13 protein-coding genes and 1 riboswitch are annotated in these 24,493 nt (G+C 28.9%); of the genes, 12 read left to right on the plus strand and 1 reads right to left on the minus strand.

The window, feature by feature from the left end; genetic code table 11:
* Positions 1-525: transposase (locus AC07E4_RS13155; RefSeq protein WP_478216625.1), on the minus strand; the 525-nt coding region annotated here is incomplete at its 3' end.
* A 342-nt stretch (positions 526-867) separates the two neighbouring features.
* Positions 868-1,051: riboswitch (Lysine riboswitch) on the plus strand.
* Between the two features lie 153 nt (positions 1,052-1,204).
* On the opposite strand from AC07E4_RS13155, the gene kal reads away from it, so the two are divergent.
* The 12 genes from kal (at position 1,205) to AC07E4_RS13215 (ending at position 24,245) form a co-directional block, all read left to right on the plus strand.
* Positions 1,205-1,585 carry a 3-aminobutyryl-CoA ammonia lyase gene (gene kal / locus AC07E4_RS13160; protein WP_040330779.1) on the plus strand — a complete coding sequence of 127 codons (381 nt, stop codon included), beginning with the start codon at positions 1,205-1,207 and terminating at the stop codon, positions 1,583-1,585.
* 223 nt (positions 1,586-1,808) lie between these two features.
* Positions 1,809-2,627, plus strand: a complete 819-nt coding sequence (gene kce / locus AC07E4_RS13165; RefSeq protein ID WP_478216626.1) for a 3-keto-5-aminohexanoate cleavage enzyme — start codon at positions 1,809-1,811, stop codon at positions 2,625-2,627.
* A gap of 203 nt (positions 2,628-2,830) precedes the next feature.
* Positions 2,831-3,877, plus strand: a complete 1,047-nt coding sequence (kdd, locus tag AC07E4_RS13170; RefSeq protein WP_430830068.1) for an L-erythro-3,5-diaminohexanoate dehydrogenase — start codon at positions 2,831-2,833, stop codon at positions 3,875-3,877.
* A gap of 60 nt (positions 3,878-3,937) precedes the next feature.
* On the plus strand, positions 3,938-5,236 hold the full coding sequence (gene kamA / locus AC07E4_RS13175) for a lysine 2,3-aminomutase (protein ID WP_478216627.1): 1,299 nt from the start codon (positions 3,938-3,940) through the stop codon (positions 5,234-5,236).
* A gap of 32 nt (positions 5,237-5,268) precedes the next feature.
* Positions 5,269-6,291 (plus strand): lysine 5,6-aminomutase reactivase subunit KamB, encoded by a 1,023-nt coding sequence (kamB, locus tag AC07E4_RS13180; RefSeq protein WP_430830066.1) that lies wholly within the window; start codon positions 5,269-5,271, stop codon positions 6,289-6,291.
* A gap of 2 nt (positions 6,292-6,293) precedes the next feature.
* Positions 6,294-7,754 carry a lysine 5,6-aminomutase reactivase ATPase KamC gene (gene kamC, locus AC07E4_RS13185; RefSeq protein WP_478216628.1) on the plus strand — a complete coding sequence of 487 codons (1,461 nt, stop codon included), beginning with the start codon at positions 6,294-6,296 and terminating at the stop codon, positions 7,752-7,754.
* A 346-nt stretch (positions 7,755-8,100) separates the two neighbouring features.
* Positions 8,101-9,657: a lysine 5,6-aminomutase subunit alpha gene (gene kamD / locus AC07E4_RS13190; protein WP_478216767.1), complete on the plus strand. Its 1,557-nt coding sequence runs from the start codon at positions 8,101-8,103 to the stop codon at positions 9,655-9,657.
* Entirely contained in the window at positions 9,657-10,445 is a 789-nt protein-coding gene (gene kamE / locus AC07E4_RS13195; protein ID WP_040330787.1) for a lysine 5,6-aminomutase subunit beta, read from the plus strand. Before kamD ends, kamE begins: the two co-directional genes overlap by 1 nt.
* 997 nt (positions 10,446-11,442) lie before the next feature.
* Positions 11,443-14,682 (plus strand): S8 family serine peptidase, encoded by a 3,240-nt coding sequence (locus tag AC07E4_RS13200; protein ID WP_478216629.1) that lies wholly within the window; start codon positions 11,443-11,445, stop codon positions 14,680-14,682.
* A gap of 616 nt (positions 14,683-15,298) precedes the next feature.
* Positions 15,299-15,832, plus strand: a complete 534-nt coding sequence (locus tag AC07E4_RS13205; protein WP_430830062.1) for a hypothetical protein — start codon at positions 15,299-15,301, stop codon at positions 15,830-15,832.
* Positions 15,833-16,421: 589 nt separating this feature from the next.
* Entirely contained in the window at positions 16,422-20,213 is a 3,792-nt protein-coding gene (locus tag AC07E4_RS13210) for a S8 family serine peptidase (RefSeq protein ID WP_478216630.1), read from the plus strand.
* A 222-nt stretch (positions 20,214-20,435) separates the two neighbouring features.
* The gene (locus AC07E4_RS13215) at positions 20,436-24,245 is read left to right on the plus strand and encodes a S8 family serine peptidase (RefSeq protein WP_478216631.1); all 3,810 of its coding nucleotides are present in this window, start codon (positions 20,436-20,438) and stop codon (positions 24,243-24,245) included.
* Positions 24,246-24,493: the final 248 nt, after the last annotated feature.

Consider the following 24,493-nt stretch of genomic DNA (forward strand, 5'->3'; position numbering starts at 1 on the left):
GTATGATTCTACTGCATATCTAGAGTTTATTGATAATATACTTAGTATAAAGTCTGTGTCTAGTATTCCAAATTCATCTTCATTTCCGAGGTAACAACGCATGCTTGAAAATCGGTATGTTTCAGGCATTTCACTATAGCCAAATATATCTTTTGGGTTAGCATGTATGTATAGTGATGCTTTTAGTAAGTATTCATCAGTGTTTATTAGTTCACTAAAAAATCTTTCTTTTAGTAGTGGTCCGTTTGTGTCATATTTAGGATTATAGTATTTTACATACCTAAGTCCTATACTTTTCATTATTGTGCTGATTTTTTCTCCATTGGAGTCTATTATGAAGTGTGCATGGGTGTCCATTAAACAATATGCATAGATTTTAAATTGATATTTTATTTGACTTTCTCTTATTTTTTCCATCATCATTTCTTTATCTGATTCTGATGGAAATAATGGTTTTGATTTTGATTCATGGATTACTATATGATATATTCCATTTAAATCTGTTACTCTTGCTTGACGTGACAAAACAATCGCTCCTTTTTATATTTATACTTATTTATAAATATTGACAATGGAATTTTATTTAAACATGAAAAATGATAATTGATGTCAATTAGAAGAATAGTATTTTTAAAATTTAAGATGAAATAAAATATGATTTTGAAAGTTATATAAATATAATTACAAATAAGTAATTATAAGTAATATTTTGTCGTATTTTCTAATGGGATTTTACTTAAATTATGAATTATCAAAATAAAATAAAATTTTCTGAAAACGTTGTTGATTTTTAAAAAAATGGATATTATAATATATTTAGGAAGCCGAAAATGCTTCTGTGTATAAGCAAAATATAAGCAAATATTAAACATGAATAGAGGAGCAAATAATAGGATAGTAAGTACATGTGAAAGGTAAGGGGACACCTGACGGTATTTTATGAAGGGATTATTTGCCGAAAGAGTATGTTTGGCCTTGAACATATTCTTGGGGGTAGAGAGGAATATTTCTATCACTGTCATAAGTTTTTTTATGATGCGCTGTTTATGTAGTGAGTTTAAGAAATTTTCATTACATTCATAGAGTATTAAGAAGCTTAATGTTTAATTGATAAAACATAATACTCTATATGCGTAGGTGCTGAAAATTTCAGTATCTTTTTTTATGACCAAAATTAGAAATACCAATAGGGGAGGGGATACTAATGAAATCTTTAATTAGATTAAGAATGAGTGCACATGATGCTCATTACGGTGGAAACTTAGTTGATGGAGCACGTATGTTACAATTATTTGGAGATGTAGCAACAGAATTATTAATCCAAAATGATGGTGATGAGGGATTATTCAAAGCTTATGATAGCGTAGAATTTTTAGCACCAGTTTATGCAGGGGATTATATCGAAGCTGTTGGAGAAATCGTAAAAGTAGGAAATACTTCAAGGAAAATGGTTTTTGAAGCTAGAAAAGTTATAGTTCCAAGACCAGACGTAAACGATTCAGCTTGTGATGTATTAGAAGAACCAATAGTTGTTTGTAGAGCAAGTGGTACTTGTGTAGTACCAAAAGATAAAAAAAGAAAATAGACTCTAGAAATAAAATCAAATTTTAAAATTACAGCTTATTTTGCATATTATAAAAATCAAGTTATAAATACAATATACCAAGACAAAATCAATAGAACTTATAGAAAAAAATTCTTTTTATTAACATTTTATAAAGTAGAGCTAATAAATAGAATAATAATTTAAGATGGATTTGTTAAATTTTTAACAATATAATTAATTTGAAATAGAAAAGGGGAAAGTTATGGAAAAATTAATTATAACTGCAGCTATATGCGGTGCAGAGGTAACTAAAGAAAATAATCCAAATGTTCCTTATACTGTTGAAGAAATAGGTGAAGAAGCATATAAAGCATATAAAGCTGGTGCAAGTGTAATTCATCTTCATGTTAGAGAAGATGATGGAACACCAACACAAAGTAAGGATAGATTTGAAGCTTGCATGAAGGAAATTAAAAAGCGTTGTGGTGATGTAATAGTACAACCATCTACAGGTGGGGCTGTAGGGATGTCAAATGCAGAAAGACTTCAACCAGTTGATTTAAAACCAGAGATGGCAACTTTAGATTGTGGAACTTGTAATTTTGGTGGAGACGAAATATTTGTTAACACAGAAAATACAATTAAAGAATTTGGAACTAAAATGATAGAACTTAATGTTAAGCCAGAAATTGAAGTTTTTGATAAGGGCATGATAGACATGGCTATAAGACTTGAGAAAAAAGGCTTTATAAAGAAACCAATGCATTTTAACTTTGTAATGGGAGTTAATGGTGGAATTAGTGCAGATATGAGAGATTTCTTGTTCATGAAAGATAGTATTCCATGTGGAAATACTTATACTGTTTCAGGAATTGGAAGAAATGAATTTACATTAGCTACAATGTCAATTTTAGCAGGGGGACACGTTAGAGTTGGATTTGAGGATAATGTGTATATTTCTAAAGGTGTTTTAGCTGAGTCTAATGCAGTATTAGTTGAAAAAGTAGCTAAAATTGCAAAAGAATTAGGAAGAGAAATAGCAACACCTAAGGAAGCAAGAGAAATACTAGGACTTATATAGAGCAAAAGTTTAATTGGAGATGTTATTAAATTTAATATTAGGGGATAAATATTAAAAATTTAATAAACCATTAGATTATTTTGAACTATATGAGAAATTAAAAACTTTTATTTAGAATTATTTTGTATAAATTACGGATATATTTTATGTTATGTGAAGATAATTAGAAAAAAATGTAACAGAGATTTGAAAGGGGTACAGTTATGAAAAAAGGATGTAAATACGGCACACACAGAGTTATAGAACCAAAAGGTGTTTTACCACAACCAGCAATAAAAGTAGATAATGATATGAATATCTATGATAATGAAATATTAATAGATGTTCAAGCATTAAATATTGATTCTGCAAGTTTTACTCAAATAGAAGAAGAAGCAGGACATGATATAGAAAAAGTAAAAGCTAAAATAATAGAAATTGTTTCTGAAAGAGGAAAAATGCAAAACCCAGTTACAGGTTCAGGCGGAATGTTAATAGGAACTATTGAAAAAATAGGTGAAGCATTAGAAGGAAACATAGATTTAAAAGTTGGAGATAAAATAGCTACTTTAGTTTCATTATCATTAACACCATTAAGAATAGATGAAATTATAGACATAAAACCAGAAATAGATAGAGTTGCTATAAAAGGAAAAGCTGTTTTATTTGAAAGTGGAATATATGCAAAACTTCCAAATGATATGGAAGAAACATTAGCATTAGCTGCATTAGACGTAGCAGGAGCACCAGCTCAAGTTGCTAAACTTGTAAAACCATGTGAAAGTGTATTAATACTAGGTGGAGCAGGAAAATCAGGAATGCTTTGTTGTTATGAAGCTGTTAAAAGAGTAGGACCAACAGGAACAGTAATAGCAATAGTTAGAGATGAAAAAGAAGCAGCTAGACTTGAAAAATTAGCTTTCGGTCCAACATTAAAAATAGTTATAGGCGATGCAACAAAACCAGTTGATGTAATGGAAAAAGCATTAGCTAATAATAATGGAAAAGAAGTTGATGTATCATTTAACTGCGTAAATGTACAAAATACTGAAATGTCAACAATACTTCCAGTTAGAGATGAAGGAACTGTTTACTTCTTCTCAATGGCAACAGGTTTTGCAAAAGCTGCATTAGGAGCTGAAGGTGTAGGCAAAGATGTAACTATGATGGTTGGTAATGGATACACTAAAGGTCATGCAGAAATAACATTACAAGAATTAAGAGAAAATGAAAATTTAAGAAATATGTTTAAAGAGCTATATGCTAATTAATATAAAAAACTAAAAAACGGGGATATGTAAATTTTAGTTAAAAACGGGGGTACAAAAATCATGGTAAATAGAAGAGCTGAATTATTTAAAGATGTTACGGACGCACAATGGAATGACTGGAGATGGCAAGTTAAAAATAGAATAGAAACAGTTGAAGAATTAAAAAAATATATACCTTTAACTGAAGAAGAAGAAGAAGGAGCTAGACAATGTTTAAAAACATTAAGAATGGCTATAACTCCTTATTATCTATCATTAATAGATCCAAATGATCCACATGATCCAATCAGAAAACAAGCAATACCAACAGCGTTGGAATTACATAAAGCTAGTGCTGATTTAGAGGATCCACTACACGAAGATACAGATTCACCAGTTCCAGGATTAACACATAGATATCCAGACAGAGTATTATTATTAATAACTGATATGTGTTCAATGTACTGCAGACACTGCACAAGAAGAAGATTTGCAGGACAAAGCGATAATGCTATGCCAATGGAAAGAATTGATAAAGCTATCGAGTATATAAGAAATACACCTGAAGTTAGAGATGTTTTATTATCTGGTGGAGATTGTTTATTAGTTGATGATGATGTTTTAGAGTATATCATTAAAAAATTAAGAGAGATTCCTCATGTTGAAATAGTAAGACTTGGTTCAAGAACTCCAGTAGTTTTACCACAAAGAATTACTCCAGAACTTGTAGGAATGCTTAAAAAATATCATCCAGTATGGTTAAACACTCACTTTAATCATCCAAATGAAATAACAGAAGAATCTTCAAGAGCATGTGCAATGCTTGCTGATGCAGGAATTTCATTAGGAAACCAAAGTGTTTTATTAAGAGGCGTTAATGATTGCGTACATGTAATGAAAAAATTAGTTAATGAATTAGTTAAGATAAGAGTAAGACCATACTATATTTACCAATGTGATTTATCAATGGGATTAGAACACTTTAGAACACCAGTATCTAAAGGAATAGAAATAATAGAAGGCTTAAGAGGACATACTTCAGGATTCTGCATACCAACATTTGTTGTTGATGCTCCTGGTGGCGGTGGAAAAACTCCAGTTATGCCAAACTATGTTATATCTGAAAGCCCAGAAAAAGTAATCTTAAGAAACTTTGAAGGTGTTATAACAACTTATACACAACCAACAGAATATGTATCAGATTGTCACTGTGAAGTTTGTAGAGGTGAAAAAGAGGTTCATAAAGTTGGAGTTGCTGGATTATTAAACGGACAAGCAATGGCTATGGAACCAGTTGGTCTTGAAAGAAATAAAAGACACAGCAATTGCAGCTTAGAATGTGGTTCATGCTGTGAAGCTGCAGCGGTAAAGGAAAAATAGAAGCTACAGAATAATTTATTCTGCTTTAAAATATGGAGATTTTAGACTTAATTAAAGACTATGATAGTTTATCCATTATCGGCATGAATAAAAATGTAGGTAAGACCACTACATTAAATGAAATATTGAATAAGTCTAGGGGAAAATATTCCCTAGGGCTTACTTCAATAGGGCGAGATGGAGAAGAACTGGACAGAGTAACAGCAACTGAAAAACCACGAATATATATTGAGAAAAACACAATTATAGCAACAGCTAAAGAATGTTTACTTAATAGTGATATTACAAAGGAAATTCTAAAAACTACTAATATTAATACTCCAATGGGAGAAATTGTTATATGTAGAGCTTTAAGTGATGGATATGTTGACTTAGGTGGTCCTTCAGTAAACTCTTATATGGCTGATATAAAAAATGAACTTCTAAACTTAGGGTGTAATCTTGTAATTGTTGACGGCGCATTAAATAGAAAGACTTTTGCATCTCCCACAATAACAAAAGCTACTATTTTATCTACTGGTGCAGCACTTTCAAGAAGCATGTTAAATGTTGTAGAAGAAACAGCACATACGGTAAAACTTTTGAGTTTGCCCCATGAAACAGATAAGGAAGTTTTAAGAATATGTGAGGAAGAGCTAAAAAATGTAAGAGTTGGTGTTATATATAAGGACTTAAGTTTTAAAACTTTAGATGTTAAAACATCCTTAGATGCAGCTAAGGAAATTGTATCGCTTTTAGACGAAAATTCAGTGTATGTATGTATAAAAGGCGTTTTTACTGAAAGCTTAATAGAAGATATTATGAAATTAACACCTATGTATAAAAATGTTACTTTTCTTTGTGAAGATGGAACAAAACTGTTTATATCAAAGGAAACGTTATATAAATTTACAAAGCAGGGTGGATGTATCAAAGTTTTAAAATCAATAAAAGTTCTATGTGTTACTACAAATCCAAAGTCGCCATATGGGTATGAATTTGATAAGGTTAAATTTGTAAAAGCCTTGAAAGAAAAAATTGATATACCAGTTTTTGATGTAGTTGGAGGTATATAGTTATGAAGTTTTTAGATAATGAGCAAAGAAGTCAAATAGGCTTTAATTTCCTTATGGAAGAACTTCAAACCATAACTTTTTATGGAATAGAAGAAAAGAAAAAAATAAAAACCTATAAAAGATGTGAAAAAGATATTTTAATAGAAGGCTTTGATAATTTAGAGAAAGTTATTAATTCTATAAAAAATAATGACAATGATTTTAAAAAGATATCAAGACTATTAATGAGAGTTAAAGACATCAAAAATTCAATTAAAAGAGCTATGAATAATGAAGTTTTAGATGAAGTTGAATTATATGAAATAAAATATTTTTCAATGATAGTTGAAGATTTAAAAATCATAGTTGATAGTTTGAATTTAGGAATCGAAGAATTAAATCTTGACCAATTAAATGATGTTTTGGAGATTTTGGATCCAGACAATAAAAGATTATCAACATTTTATATATACGACAGTTATTCAGAAGAATTAAAAGATATAAGAAAAAGAAAAAGTGAAATAGAAAAAAGAATATTTGGATCTTCTGATGAAGAGACAATAGCTAGATTAAAAGAAGATAGGTTACTTATAGTTATAGAAGAAGAAAATGAAGAATTAAAAATAAGAAGAACTCTAACATCAAAAATTTGTAACTATGGGAAGTCTATTTTAAAAAACATGGAATGCATAGGAAAACTAGATTTTATTATAGCTAAAGCTATGATGGCAATTAAATATAATGCGGTTAGGCCTAAAATAATAAATAATATGGAGATTAAGTTTGTAGATGCATTCAATCCAGAAGTTAAATCTATATTGTCAAAACAGAATAAAGTTTTTACTAGTCAAACTATAGATTTAAAGAAAGGGACTACGGTGATAACTGGAGCTAACATGGGTGGAAAAAGTGTTACTCTAAAAACTATAGTTTTAAATTTATTATTAGGTCAAATGGGATTTTTCGTCTTTGCAAAGGAGGCATGTTTTCCAATTTTGGATTTTATACATTTTATATCAGATGATATGCAGTCAATTTCAAAGGGATTAAGTACTTTTGGAGCTGAAATTATAAAGCTAAAGGAAGTTGTTGAGTGTGCAAAACGAGGTGATGGGTTTATAGCCTTGGATGAATTTGCAAGAGGGACAAATCCTAAAGAAGGATTTTATTTAGTAAAATCAGTAGCACTATATTTAAATAAAATGAATAGCATAAGCTTAATTTCAACACATTATGATGGTGTAGTTGAAGAAAATATGGAACATTACCAAGTTGTAGGACTTAAAAATATGAACTTTAATAATTTAAAGTTTAAAATTGATTTAAATAAAACTAAATCAGTAGAAATAATACAAGAACACATGGAATATAGAATAGAAAAAGTATCCAGGGAAAACAAAGTTCCTAAGGATGCGCTTAATATAGCTATGCTTTTAGGGTTAGATAATGAAATTGTAGACATAGCTAAAGAGTATTATAAGTAGAACACATTAATAAGTTTATAAAAAGTGACAAATATAGAATTATACTATATATAGTGACTAAAAGCTTTAAAAATTCAAGAAAGATAAAAGATATAAGTTATCTTCTTGTAGGGGTTATTTTAAATAGATTATTTATAGATAATAGATGATTTAAATTAAGTGATATATATTAAAAAAATAAACAAGATTAACATTTAGTTTAAGTAAATGTGTAAAGATAGATTAGAGTATTAAAATGTTAGGTAAAAATTTTAAGATTAAATGGAAATTAGGTTTGTTTTTTTATATTAATTATTTAGTTTTTATTATCTATTATCTGTTAAATTAAAGTAGGGGGTATGGCATGATGGAAAGTAAATTAAGTTTAGATCAAGCTCTTGTTAATAGCGCTAGGGAATCAGCTAGAAACATAGCAAAAGAGACTCAAGAGTTTATAGATAGACATACAACAGTTGCAGTTGAGAGAACTGTTTGTAGACTTTTAGGAATAGACAATGTAGACGAGTTTGGAGTACCACTACCAAATGTAGTTGTTGATAATATAAAAAATAATAATGGATTAGGAATAGGAGCAGCTAGATTTATAGGTAATGCTATGATTGAAACTGGTCTTACTCCACAAAAAATCGCTGAAAAAGTTTCAAAAGGTGAATTGGATTTAACTAAAATACCTATGCATGATGACTTTGAAGTTAAAATGGAGATAAATAAAGTTGCTAAGGAATATGTTGAAAAAATAAAAGTTAATAGAGGAAAAAGAGAAACTTATTTAGATGAGTTTGGAGATAAAAAGGGTCCTTATTTATATGTAATAGTAGCAACAGGAAATATATATGAAGATATAACACAAGCAAGGGCAGCCGCAAAACAAGGTGCAGATATCATAGCAGTTATAAGAACAACAGGACAAAGTCTTTTAGACTATGTTCCATATGGAATTACAACTGAAGGTTTCGGAGGAACATTTGCAACACAAGAAAACTTTAGACTTATGAGAGAAGCACTAGATGAAGTTGGTGAAGAGCTTGGAAGATACATAAGATTATGTAACTATTGTTCTGGACTTTGTATGCCTGAAATTGCAGCAATGGGAGCATTAGAAAGACTTGATGTAATGCTTAATGATGCATTGTATGGAATATTATTTAGAGATATAAATATGCAAAGAACAATAGTAGACCAATACTTCTCAAGAATAATAAATGGATATGCAGGAGTTATAATAAATACAGGAGAAGATAACTACCTAACAACAGCAGATGCAGTTGAAGAAGCACATACAGTTTTAGCTTCACAATTTATAAATGAACAATTTGCATTATTTGCTGGACTTCCAGAAGAACAAATGGGACTTGGACATGCTTTTGAAATAAATCCAAATGTTGAAAATGGATTCTTATATGAACTTGCTCAAGCACAAATGGCAAGAGAAATATTCCCTAAAGCACCATTAAAATATATGCCACCAACTAAATTTATGACTGGTAATATATTTAAAGGTCATGTTCAAGATGCTTTATTTAACATAGTTACTATACTAACAGGACAAAAACTTCACTTACTTGGAATGTTAACAGAAGCAATACACACTCCATTTATGAGTGATAGAGCTTTATCAATAGAAAATGCTCAATATATTTTTAATACAATGAAAGATTTAGGCGATGAAATAAGATTTAAAGATGGCGGAATAATGGATAAGAGAGCTGCAGAAGTATTAACTAAAGCAGCAGATTTATTACATGAAATAGAAAAAGAAGGACTATTTAGTACAATAGAACAAGGAAAATTTGCAGGCATAAAAAGACCTCTTAATGGAGGAAAGGGACTTCAAGGTGTTGTTGAAAAAGATGAACAATACTTTAACCCATTCATAGAATTAATGTTAGGAGGTGCAAGATAATGAGTGGCGGATTATATTCAACTGAAAATAAAGACTTTGATAAAACTCTTGATTTAACTAAATTAAAACCATATGGAGATACAATGAATGATGGTAAAGTTCAAGTAAGTTTTACACTTCCAGTTCAAGATGATGAAAGAGGTGTTGAGGCTGCTGTTCAACTTGCAAAATCAATGGGACTTGAAAATCCTAACGTTGCACATCATGAACCATTAGATAAAGAATACACTTTTTATGTAGTTTATGGTTCTTTAGTTCATACAGTAAACTATGAAGAAATTCATGTTCAAACTGTTGAAGTTGACACTATGGATATGGCAGAAGTAAGTGAATATATAAAAGAACACATAAAGAGAAAAGTTGTAATAGTAGGGGCAAGTACAGGAACTGATGCTCATACAGTTGGAATAGATGCTATTATGAACATGAAAGGTTTTGCTGGACATTATGGACTTGAAAGATATGGAATGATTGAAGCATATAATCTTGGAAGCCAAGTTGAAAATGAAGAATTCATAAAGAAAGCAATTGAATTAAAAGCAGATGTACTATTAGTATCTCAAACAGTAACACAAAAGGATATTCACATTAAAAACTTAACAAATCTTGTAGAACTTTTAGAAGCAGAAGGATTAAGAGACAAAGTTATATTAATATGTGGAGGTCCAAGAATTACTCATGAACTTGCAAAAGAACTTGGATATGATGCTGGATTTGGTCCAGGAAAATATGCAGATGATGTAGCAAGTTTTGCAGTAACTGAAATAGTAGAAAGAGGCTTAATATAAATTAAATATATAAAAGGCAAAGAACTAAAAAATATGTTCTTTGCTTTTTTTGATTCATAGAAGTATAAAAAAATGTAACAATGCAGGCTAAAAAATATAGACTTATACAAAATAAGAGCGATTTATATAAAAATGATACAACAATAATAAAAAATAGAACTAAATTTGAATAAAATATTAACAAGGATTATTTTACTATATAAGTAAATTTAAATTTAAAAAGATAAAAAAACTTTTTTACATTCGAAAATAAATTATAAAACATAAAATATAGGTGTTATATATTTAATAATATGAAGTAAATTTAGGTGAATTTATCAATTTTCATGTGTAAATTTAATAGTATATAAAGTTGAATTTAGATTTAGTTAAATAATATAAATTTAAATTTATAATTAATATAAAGTTTATAAGTGTAAAGGTTTTATACTTAGGGCAAAAGTAAATGAAATAGTTTTCAGATGAAGATTTATGTTGAATAATATAAGAAATATGCATATATAAATAAATTATTTATGCTTAGTAAATTTACTTAAATAAAATAAATATTGAGGTTTATGAAAAGTAGAAAAAAATGAAATTATTGTATTACTAAAAAAACATCTTAAAAATTTAAGAAAATAGAACAAATATTAAATTCAATTTAATATAGCTATATTTCTTAAAAAAAATTGACAAATATTCAATTAAGAAATGTTATTACTTTTATTTGTAAAATATATAATAATTGCAAGAAAAAAGCATTGAATATAGTTATTTAAAAAGTATAATAAATTGTAACAGAAATAAAAATATTTGTTTCATTTGTGTAGGGGTGAGAAAAATGTATATTATAAAATAAATTTATAATTTATACTTCAACTAAAAAATTGTTGCTTCTATATAACTATAAAATAAAAAAACATTAAAGAAAAATGATGCAGAAAAGTATTACTTAATTTCTAATGCAATATATATATTGCATTAAACTCTAGTTAATATTTAAGGGGGATTATTTATGAAAAAAAATTTAAGAAAGACTTTTTCTAAAATTATGACATTAACACTTATAGCATCATTAACATTAGGTGGTGTTCCTAACGTTGCAAAAGCACAGGAAGTAGATAAACTTCTAAATATGCCTTTAACAGTTGAAGCAAAAGAAAAGATACTAAATGATTATGGTTCATATTTATCAAAATTAGATAACACTTTTGAAGAGAAAGTTAATCAAGAAGAAGTTATTAGAGTAATTGTAGAAGTAGAAGGAAAATCTGCTCAAGAGATGAGTACGGATGGTAAGACTATTACAGAACAAGCAAAAATAAGCATAGAAGATGCACAAAAACCAATTGTTGATGCAGTAAGTAATATTGAAGGTGTAGAAGTAAGACATAGTTATACAAATGTTTTTAACGGCTTTAGTGCAGAAGTTAAAAGGGAAGATATTTCAAAAATTGAAGAAATACCAGGTGTAAAAAAAGTTACAGAAGTTCAAAGATATATAGAAAATATAAACAATGCTAAAAAGCTTACTCAAATAGAAGATGTATGGCAAAAATATAGCTTAAAGGGTGAAGGCATGGTTGTAGCTGTAGTAGATACAGGAATTGATTATAAACATGAAGACTTTAGTAGCCCACAAGATGCTTCAAAATTAAAATTAAATAAAGAAAAGTTAGAGGGAATTAAGAAGTCTGGTGTTTTAAAGGCAGATAGAAATTCTCAAACTTACTTTAGTGATAAAGTACCTTTTGGATATAACTATGCAGATAAGAATAATGACATAGTTGATACAAGAGATGCAAAAGCACCTCATGGAGCGCATGTTTCTGGAATCATTGGTGCAAATGGTGATGATAGTAAAATATCAGATAATAAGGCTGTAAAAGGAGTTGCACCAAATGTTCAATTGCTTGCTATGAAAGTATTTTCAAATGGCAAAAATGGACAATATACTTATGCAGATGATCAACTAGCAGCTATTGATGATGCAGTTGCATTAGGAGCTGATGTTATAAATATGAGTTTAGGTGCACCATCTGGATTTAGGAATGATTCAGATCCAGTTGAAGATGCAATAACAAGAGCTACAAATGCAGGAGTTATGGTTGTAGTTTCAGCTGGAAATAGTGGATATTCAACAGAGCCATATGGATTAGGTTCCTTAAATGATCAAATAACAGCTAGCAATCCAGCATTAGCAAAAGATGCTCTTATGGTAGCAAGTTATGAAAATAGTACAATAATTGATAAGGTTATAAATTTTAAAGATAAATCAGGTAATGTTATAGCAGAAGGAGCATTTAAAGAGCATCAAGTAGATATTGAAGGTATATATAATAAAGATAAGGAAATAGCAGATGGTGGATTAGGAAAAACAGAGGAATTAGAAAATGTAAGAGGAAAAGTAGCTCTTATAAAAAGAGGAGAAATAGGTTTTACTGATAAAATAAAGAATGCTCAATCAAAAGGTGCTATTGGAGTAATAATTTATAATGGAGATAATGATGAAACACTTATAAATATGGCAACTGATGATAGTATAAAAATACCAGCCATATTTGTATCAAATTCAGTAGGTACTAAAGTTTTAAATTATTTAAAATCTAATCCAATATACTTTAATGGAGAAACAAAATTAGGTAGTAGTGAAAATCCAAGTAGTTCACAATATTCAGAGTTTACATCTTGGGGACCATCACCAAGCTTAGAATTTAAACCACAAGTAGCTGCCCCTGGTGGACAAATATACTCAACATTAAATCAAGGTCAGCATGGAGTTATGAGTGGAACATCTATGTCAGCTCCTCACGTTTCTGGATCAATGGCACTATTAATTCAAGCTATTAAAGGATATGCACCAGAATTGCAAGGAAGAGAACTTATAGAGTATGCAAAAAATATAATGATGAATACTTCAGCTATAAAGATAGATAAAAATACAAATATACCATATTCACCAAGAAGACAAGGTGCAGGACTTGTACAATTAGAGGATGCAGTTAGAAATAAAGTTATAGTAACTAGCAACGGAAAAGCTGGTGCAGAACTTAAAGAGATAGATGGAAAAGAAAAGAAATTTACTCTAAATATTCATAATTATGGCGATGAAGAAGTTGAATATGAATTAGAGAGTATAGGTGGTGTTTTAACACAAGATATAAGCAATGAACATGGAAAAATGATAAAAGATATATCACTTTCTAAGGATGATGCTAGTATATCCTTTGATAAGAATAGTATAAAAGTTCCAGCAAAACAAGAAAAGACTATAGAAGTAACTTTAAATGTAGGAGATAATGTATCAAAAGATAGATATTTAGAAGGATTTATAAAATTAAATTCTAAAAAGAACAATAATCCTTCTTTAACAATGCCATATATAGGTTTTTATGGAGAATGGGATAATGAAAGTATGATGACTAATAATGCATGGGATGAGAGTAAACATCCATTTGTAGAAGCAGTTAAGAATTCAGGTGAATATCCTAAAGTTTTAGTTGAAAATTTAGCATTAAGTACAACTAGAAGATTAGGTAAAGAATCTCTAAATATACTAGGTGTTACAGGTCAAAATCCTGATAAAACTAATATCTATAATGGTAGTAAAATATCTATAAGTCCAAATGGAGACAGAGTAAATGATATAATTTTCCCAGCTATATATTTAATGAGAAATGCTAAAACTATAACAGCAGAAGTATTAGACTCAAAGGGAACAGTTGTAAGAAGTGTTGGTTCAGCAAAAGATTTTAGAAAAAATATGATAGCTATAGAACAAGGAAAGATACCAACACCTATGAAGGATCTAGCATGGGATGGAAAAATATTTAAGAGTTCAACAGGAAGATATACAACTGCACCAAATGGACAATACACTTATAGATTAAAGATGAAAATTGACTTTGAAGATGCTAAGGAACAAATAGTAGATATACCAGTAAAGGTAGATACTTCATCACCATGGTTTAGTTTTGAAAAATGTGAAAAGTTAGATGATGGTAATGTTAAAGTATACTTTAAAGCTGGCGATGATGAGTCTGGAATACGAGAAGATGCAAAATTCCCAATTATGATAAATGGTCAATTAAACATGAAAGATACAGAATCAGAAACAAATTACGATGAAAAAACAGGCTTGTATAGCAAAGTTCTAACAGGCTTGGATAAAGACAAGGAAAATGAAATAATAATTGGTGGATTTGATTATGCAAATAATTTAGGCGGAACTACAATGAAGATTAATGTAAAATAGAGTGAATATTACTATAAATCAATGAACAAAAAAAAGAAAATGTGAATAATATTAGAATAATATTAATAGAAAAAATTAAACTTAAATAAATAGTAAAATCCCCATATGTAGTAATTTGTAGAATTAGGTTTTAAAAGACAATTTACATTAAAATTGTATTAAAAGGCTTAGTTACTAGCATTTAGTTACTGGTATATGGGGATTTTTTTATATTTGTTAGTTGAAAATGTAAAGGAAGTAATGATGAATTTACATTATTTATAAGTGTAAATTAAATTAGCAATAAAATATATACTTATGAAAATTGTAAACAATGATATTTAATATTAAAGAATTATTAAAGGAAATTTAAAGTTTATATATTTAGTATATAAAAAAAGTAGAGTAATATATTAAATATATATAGTAATTAAATACAATATTTAGATATAATTGCCTTTAAATCTATTTAATATAGAAATTAAAAATATAAATACAATATATGATATGATGATAAATTAGTTAAGAAAATTTTTACTTAAAATAATTGAGTAAATGCGAATTAAATAAATTATTTAATAATTTATAAATAAACAACTTAAAAATATAAGCATTTTGTTATTTAGGGGGAATTACATTGGAACAAGATAAGAAAAAAATCTTAATTTGGATAACAGGAGGAGTTATAGTGCTGTTACTAATAGGTGGTATTTATTATGGTAAAAGTTCTTTTACTAATAATCCAAGGACAGTAGAACAGGAAGAATATGAGTTGAAAAATGTGGCATCTAAGAATTATTTAGTAAAAGTAAAAGAAGGATACAATGAAGAAGTAATAAATATGAGTTTAATAGATGATTTTATAAAAAATGTTGAAAATCATAAAGAAGATGAAGTTTTTATTATAGAATATGAGAAAAATGAGAATAAAAAAATAGTTACATCATTAAAAAAAATAACTTATGACAAAGAAGAAATAACAGTTGTAGATTATGATGTTTCTAATCAAAAGAAATTTACTGAAAAAAGTACAGATAAGTATGTAAAAATGTGGAAAGTTGGAGATAATTTTGGGGCAAAAATTGTAGTAACAAATAGTCCAGTGCAACCTGTTATGGAGGGTGACATACTATTTGAATATGTAGAAAGTAATGTTGTTGAATACAAATAAAAATTGAGTTAAATACGAACTTGTAAGTAAAGATAGGGTTCCAAGCTAGAATTCAAAATAATAGCTTTATTAAGTACTACTACTAATCTTATAGTTTATTGCTATTTTTATATTGAGAACCAAGTAAGAAGTAAGAGTGAAAAATGAAAAGTGATGGTAGATATTACTCACTTTGTTCCTAATATCTAAAAATAGAAGTTCATAAAAACTAAATTTTATAAAATATCCAAATCAATAGTTATATATACTATCAAAACTATGGTTAGTAAGAATATTACGATGGGGAATTTATTCTCCAAGATGAACTTTTTATGGATAAATATTATATTAATTTTATTTGAAGTGCAAATAAAACATTGTAGCGGGGATTTCAATCCCCGGGGATATCCACCATCATTGTTAATTGATAATTGTTAACTGTTAATTGATTACAGATATAAATATAATACTAAGCTGTAACATGGCTAGTATCATTTGATAAAGGGATTATTTTAACGTTGAGATTGAAATCCTATATACTACAAGTTTGATAAAATAAAAAAGCATGCAATAAAACTGAATATTTCAACAAAATAGGGGGATATGTTATATGAATAATAGTTTAAAGAAAAAATTTGCTAAAATTATGTCATTAGCACTTTTAACATCAGTTACTGTTGGATCATTTCCAAGTATGGCAAAGGCAGAAGAGACAAGCAAACTTTTAAATATGCCATTAACAGCTGAGAGTAAGGAAAAAATACTTAAAAACTTCAAGGAAAATTTACCTGAAAATCAAATTATAAAAAATAAGGAGAATCAAGAAGATTCCGTAAGATTAATTGTTGAGTGTGAAGGTAAAACTGCACAGGATTTGGTGGGAAAAGGTAAAAGAGCAACTGGCAAAGAAGCTAGTATGGTAGAAACAGATCAAGCACCTATTAGAGCATCAGTTGAAAGTCTTGAAGGTATATCTGTAAGACATAGTTATACAAATGTTTTTAATGGCTTTAGTGTAGATGCAAAGATAAAGGATATAGAAAATATAAAAGCAATAGATGGTGTAAAAAGTGTTAGACAAGCTAGCAAATACACTGAGGATATGAATAAAGCCAAAAAACTTACTCAAGTAGAAGATGTTTGGAAAAATCATAGCTTAAAAGGCGAAGGTATGGTAGTTGCAATAGTAGACACAGGAATAGATTATAAACATAAAGATTTTGCAAATCCAAAGGATATTAGTAAATTAAAGTTAAATGAAAATAATATAAAAACTATAAAAGACAGTGGTGTTTTAAAAGCAAATAAAGATGCAGACACATATTTTACAGAAAAAATTCCATTTGGATATAATTACGCAGATAATAATAATGAAATAGTAGATTTAAGAGATTCAAAAGCACCTCATGGAGCTCACGTAGCAGGTATTGTTGGAGCTGATGGTGATGAAAAATTACTAGAAAATAATGATGCAATAAAAGGTGTAGCACCACAAACACAATTATTAGCAATGAAGGTGTTCTCTAATGGACCATTAGGAAAATATTGTTATAGTGATGATGAATTAGCGGCAATAGATGATGCGGTTGCATTAGGTGCTGATGTTATAAATATGAGTTTAGGTTCACCAGCTGGATTTAGAAATGATGTAGATCCAGTGCAAGAAGCAATAACAAGAGCAACAGATGCTGGAGTTATGGTTGTAGTTTCAGCAGGTAATGAATCAAATTCAACAGATCCATATGGAATAGGTGAATTAAATGATCAAATTACAGTAGGTAATCCAGCAACATCTAAAGATGCTTTAATGGTTGCAAGTTATGAAAATACACATGTAGCTAATCAAAAAATGTCATTTAAAGATGCAAAAGGTACACTTGCTTCAGAAGGCGTTTTTGCAGAACATCAAGTAGATTACAAAAGTATATATAATAAAAATTATGAAATAGTGAATGGTGGAATTGGAAAACCAGAAGAATTAGGCAATGTAAATGGTAAAGTAGCACTTATTAAAAGAGGTGGATTATCATTTATAGATAAAATATTAAATGCTCAAGCTAAGGGTGCAATTGGAGTTATTATCTATAACAATGATGGTGATGAAACTTTAATAAGTATGGCACAAGATCCAAATATAAAAATACCAGCATTGTTTGTAGGTAATTCTACAGGTGCCAAAATATTAAAATCACAAAATAAAGTGTTGTTTAATGGTGAAGTTAAAAATGCTTTAAGTGAAAATGTGCACTCAGGAGATTACTCTGACTTTACATCTTGGGGTCCATCACCAAGTCTTGAATTTAAGCCACAAATAGCAGCTCCAGGTGGACAAATTTATTCAACTTTAAATGCTGGTAGTCACGGAGTTATGAGTGGAACATCTATGTCAGCGCCTCATACATCTGGAGTTATGACACTTTTATTACAAGGAATAAAAGAGTATGCCCCAGAACTTTCAGGTAGAGAAAAAATAGATTATGCAAAACAAATAATAATGAATACAGCTAAAGTTGAAATAGATAAGAAGAATAATAATATACCATTCTCACCAAGAAGACAAGGAGCAGGACTTACTCAAGTAGAAGATGCAGTGAGAAATAAAGTTACAGTAACTAATAATGGTCAAGCGGCTGTTGAACTTAAGGAAATAAAAGGCGATAAAGCTACATTTACTTTAAATATTAAAAATCATGGAAATGAAGAAGCTAAGTACGAAATAGCAGGTCTTGGTGGAGTACTAACTCAAGATAAAGTTAATGGAACAATGATTCATGATAAGGAATTAAGTAGTGATGAAGCTAATTTAACATTTAGTACAGATAAAATCACAGTTCCAGCAAAAGGTGAAACTAAAGTAGATGTAACACTAAATGTTGGAAGCAAACTAGAAAAGGAACAATATCTAGAAGGATATATTAAACTTACTTCAAGTGATAGCAAAATACCTTCATTAACAGTTCCATATATGGGATTCTACGGAGATTGGTCAAAAGAAAATATGACAACTAATAATGCATGGGATGATAATAAACATGTTTTAGTTGAAGTATTAAAAGAAATAGGACAGTATAAAGATGTATTAGTAGAAAACCTAGCATTAACTCATGTTGAAAATCAAGAAGATATATTAGGTGTTACTGGTAAAAATGAAGATGGTAGCAATAAATATGAGGGCGGAAAAATAGCAATAAGTCCAAATGGAGATAAAGCAAACGATGATGTTTTCCCTGGATTATATTTAATGAGAAATGCTAAAAAAATATCAGCAGAAATTCTTGATGAAAATGGTAAAACTATTAGAAATATAGGTAATGTAACTGAACACAAAAAGAAAATAATAAGTAGTTCAGATGCAAACAAAATTCCAGATTCAATATCAGAACTTGCATGGGATGGAACAGTATTTAATAAAGAAAAAGGTAATTTTGAAAATGTTAAAGATGGAAATTACACTTATAGAGTTAAAATGAAAATAGACTACAATGATGCAAAAGAGCAAGTTGTAGATATGCCAGTAAAAGTAGATACAGTTGGTCCAAATGTTGAAGTTAACAAATTTGAAACTGTAGCTAATGATACAGTTAAAGTTTATTTTACAGTAACAGATGATTTTGCAGGTGTTAATTCAAATGCTAATTTCCCAATATTCTTAAATGGAAAATTAAATGAAGAAGCAACAAAACAAAAAGCTTCATATGATGAAAAAACTGGCACATATTATAAAACTGTAAAAGGACTGCTTAATGATAAATTAAATCAAATAGAAATAGGTGCATTTGACTATGCTAAAAACTTAGGTGGAACTCAAGTAGTGGTGCCAGTAGGAAAAATTGAACCTGTAGCTATAAAATTCGATGATAAAACATTTGAGGCTGGACAAATAGAAATAAATGAAGATAAATATGTTGTAAGTGGTACTATGAATAGGCCTATTAAAGAATTAGTAATAAATGATGAAAGAATTCCACTAGTTGTTGGAGAAGATGGAGTAGTTAAATTCTCTAAGGAATTAAACTTGAAACAAGGAATAACAATAGTTAATGTAAAAGCAGTTGATTATGATAACAAAGTATTAATTAATCATGGATATAAAATTTATTGTGACAGTGAAAAACCTGTTATAAATGTAGTTGAACCAGAATTAGTTGATGGTACAGTTAAAATGGATGGTAGCAAACTTACACTAAAAGGAAATGTATCTGATAACTTATGGGGGTATAAATTCTATGTGAATGGAGAGCTATATAAAAATATGGATTTCTCAACACCTGTAGGACCGGAAAAGAATAAATTTAATTTTTCATTAGATTTTAATGATGTAAAAGCTGGGGAGTTTATAGAACTTAAGGCTGTTGATGGAATGGGAAATACAGAATTATTAAAAATTCAAATAGTAGAATAAAAATAAATATAAAGGAGGTGGAAACCTCCTTTATATTTGTAAACAATATATATAAATCATTAATAAACTGTAATAAAATTCTAAAATGGATTTACATAATTATACATTAATGTATAATATTGATTAAGGTTTTGCGTTGTGCAAAATATTTAATTATATATGAATTAAAACTTAAAATCTAAAAATTAATTTTAGTTTTTTATAAAAAAGGGGGGCATTAATTTGGAAAATAATCTAAAAAAAAGATTTGCAAAGCTTATGAGTTTAGCATTATTAACCTCAGTTGCAGTAGGGTCAGTGCCTAATATAGCTATGGCAGAGGAGACAAATAAACTTTTGAATATGCCATTATCAGTAGAAAGCAAAGAAAAGATTTTGAAAAATTTTCAAGAAGGATTTAAGCCCAATGAATTATTAAATAAAGAAGAAAAAGAAAATCAGGAAGAAGTTATAAGATTGATAGTTCAAGTAGACGGATTAGCAGCTCAAGATTTAGTTGGAAAAGGCAATAAGGTAAGTGCAAAAGAATCTGCAATTGTTGAAGCTAATCAAGCTCCTATTAGAGCAGCAGTTGAAAATATTCAAGGTATATCTTTAAGACATAGTTATACTAATATGTTTAATGGATTTAGTATAGAAGCCAAGAGAAAAGATATAAAGGAAATTGAAGCTATTGATGGTGTTAAAAATGTTATAGAAGCAACAAAATATGATTTAGATATGAAATCTGCTAAAAAAATGACAAAGGTATATGAAGCTTGGTCTAAGTATAGCTTAAAAGGCGAAGGTATGGTTGTTGCTGTAATTGATAGTGGTATAGATCCAAGTCATGAAGATTTAAGAAATCCTAAAGATTCTAGTAGATTAAAATTGAAAGAAAGTGATATAGAATCAATTAAGGGTAGTGGAGCTTTAAATATAGACACTAATGTAAAAACATATTTTACAGAAAAAGTACCATTTGCATATAATTATGTAGATAAAAATGGTGAAGTTAGGGATTTAGATGATCCAGTTCAACCCCATGGTTCTCACGTTTCAGGTATTGTTGGAGCTAATGGTGATGAAAAATTAGTAGATGAAAATAAAGCAGTACAAGGTGTTGCACCAGAAGCACAAATACTTTTAATGAAAGTATTTTCAAATGGACCTGCTGGTGGAGCATATGATGATGATATATTAGCTGCAATAGAAGATTCAGTTGAATTAAATGCGGATGTTATAAATATGAGTTTAGGTTCTCCAAATGGATTTAGAAATGACTTAGATCCAGTTCAAGATGCTATAAAAAGAGCAACAGATGCAGGAGTTATAGTAGCTAAGTCAGCAGGTAATGAATCTTCTTCAACTAATCCATATAATATAGGAACTTTAAATGACCAATCAACATCAGGTGATCCAGGACTTCCAAGAGATGCATTTATGGTTGCAAGTGTTGAAAATGATGGTTATGTTCAAAATCAATTTGAAGTTAAAGATGATAAGGGTAATGTTATACTTCCTATAAGCTTTAAAGACAATGGGGATGCTGCATGTGTAAATTATAAAATACAAGATATATACAATAAAAACTATGAAATAGTAGATGGTGGATTGGGAAATCCAGAAGACTTGAATAATGTCAAAGGAAAAATTGCATTAATTAAAAGAGGTGGATTGACATTTGGAGAAAAAGCAACAAATGCACAAGCTAAAGGTGCTATTGGTGTAATTATATATAACAAAGATGGAGAAGGTGGAGTTCAAGGAATAACAACAGAAGGTTCACCAGTAAAAATTCCAGTAGTATCAATATCAAATAAAAGTGGTAAAGAGATACTTAAGCATAATGGAAAAGTGATATTTAATGGACAAATGACTATGAATGAACTTCTTCCAAGTGAAATTGGTGGAGAGATGTCTGATTTTTCAGCATGGGGTCCATCACCAAGTCTAGAATTTAAACCTCAAATTTCAGCACCAGGTGGAAATATATTCTCTACATTTAATAAAGGACATCATGGAACTATTGGGGGAACATCAATGGCAACACCACATGTTGCTGGTGCCATGACACTTATAGCTCAATCAATAAAAGAATATGCACCAGAAATGAAAGGTAGGGAACTTTCTGAATATGCAAAGGAACTGGCAATGAATACTGCTGAGGTAAAAATAGATAAGAAAGATAATATGCCATATTCTCCAAGAAGACAAGGAGCTGGAATTATTCAAACAGAAAATGCAGTTAGAAACAGAGTAACAGCAACACATAAGGGTGAGTCATCTGTTGCACTTAGAGAAATAAAAGATAAAAAAGTTACATTTACAATAGATTTAAAAAATCATGGAGATAAAGATGCAGTATATACTCTTGGAACAATAGGTGGAATCATGACTCAAGCTAAGGATGTTGGAGTTATGATTCATGATAGAGAATTAACTGATAAAGAAGCTAAATTGCAATTTAGCTCTGACACTGTGAAAGTTCCAGCTAAGGGAGAGGCTAAATTTGATGTAACACTAAATATAGGAGATTTTGATACTGAACAGTTTATTGAAGGCTTTATTAAATTAGAGTCAAAAGATAGTAATGCACCTTCTTTATCTATTCCATACATGGGCTTTTATGGAGATTGGAGTAAGGAAAGTATCACTACTAACAATGCTTGGGATAGCAATAAACATGTGTTTATAGATATATTGAAAGAAAAAGGAATGTATCCAGGTGTATTAATTGAAAATTTAGCACTTACAGGAATCAATAACAAAGATGAAATTTTGGGCTTAACTGGTACAAATAAAGATGGTTCTATAATCGTTGATAAAAATGCAATAGCAATAAGTCCAAATAATGATAAATTAAACGATAGTATTTATCCAGGTTTGTATTCATTAAGAAACTCAAAACAAACATCCGCAGAAGTTATAGATAAGGATGGAAAAGTTATTAGAGATTTAGGTAATGGCGGTAGTGTTAGAAAAAGATTATTAGGTAAGAATCAATATGTACCTGAAGGTGTAACTTCTCTTGCATGGGATGGAATGGTTTATAATAAAGAAAAAGGTAATTATGAAAAGGTTAATGATGGAGAATACACATATAGAGTTAAATTGAAAGTTGACTATGAAACTGCTAAGGAACAAGTTATTGATATGCCAGTTAAAATTGATACAGTAGCACCAACAGCAGAAATAACTAATATTAAACAAACAGGTAAAGATGAAGCTATAGTTTACTTTACAGCAAATGATGATTATTCAGGTGTAAATATGATGAATACAGTTACAATTATGGTAAATGGAAAGGTTGATGAAGAATCAACAAAAGCACCAGTACAATATGATAAAAATTCTGGATTATATTATAAGACTGTTAAAGGTCTAGAGGATAATAAAGTGAATTTAATTGAAGTAGGTTTGTTTGATAACGCTAGAAACTTAGGTGGGACACAATCAACAATTCTACTTGGACATGTAGAACCAGCAGGAATAACTTTTGATGACCCTAAACTTGATAAAAAAGGATTGGTTGAGTTAAATGCTAATGAGTACACAGTAAGTGGAACTATTAATAGACCAATAAAAGAGATGACATTAGATGGGAAAAAAATAAATTTAAATATAGATGAAAAGGGAAATGTTTCATTTGCTACTAAATTAGAATTAGAAACTGGTTATTATAACATGAGATTTAAAGCTGTAGATTATGATAATAAAGTTATATATGATCATGGAATAAAAATCAGATGTGATAGTTCAGCTCCAATTATAAATTTAGAAGAGACAAATATTAAGGATGGAAAAATCAAATTAAATAATGGAAAGATAAATTTAAAAGGAAATGTAGCAGATTTAGGTTTTGGATATACATTTTATGTAAATGGAAAAGCATATCATAAAGAGGAATATAATACTATTACAAAACCAGAGAAAAATAAGTATGACTTTGAAATAGAACTTACAGATGCAAATGTTGGAGATGTTATAGAAGTAAAAGCTGTGGATGCTATGGGAAATTCTACAGTGATAAATTTAGAAGTATGTAAATAAGAAATGAAAAAGGCACATTTTAGTGCCTTTTTTTATATGTTTTATATGATTAATAGTTTGAATGTTTTTAGATAAATAAATTTAAAAGTTAAAATACCTTACATATATTAGGTAAAAATTATATAATTAGTATAAAATAAAAGAAAATTCTTGAAATTATATTTTTTTAGGAGTTAATATAGGGTTTCAAACTGAAAAATGAAATTGTTCAAATATCAAATGAGAAATCTTAAAGTTAATATTAAAAT

Source organism: Clostridium amazonense (assembly GCF_056431285.1).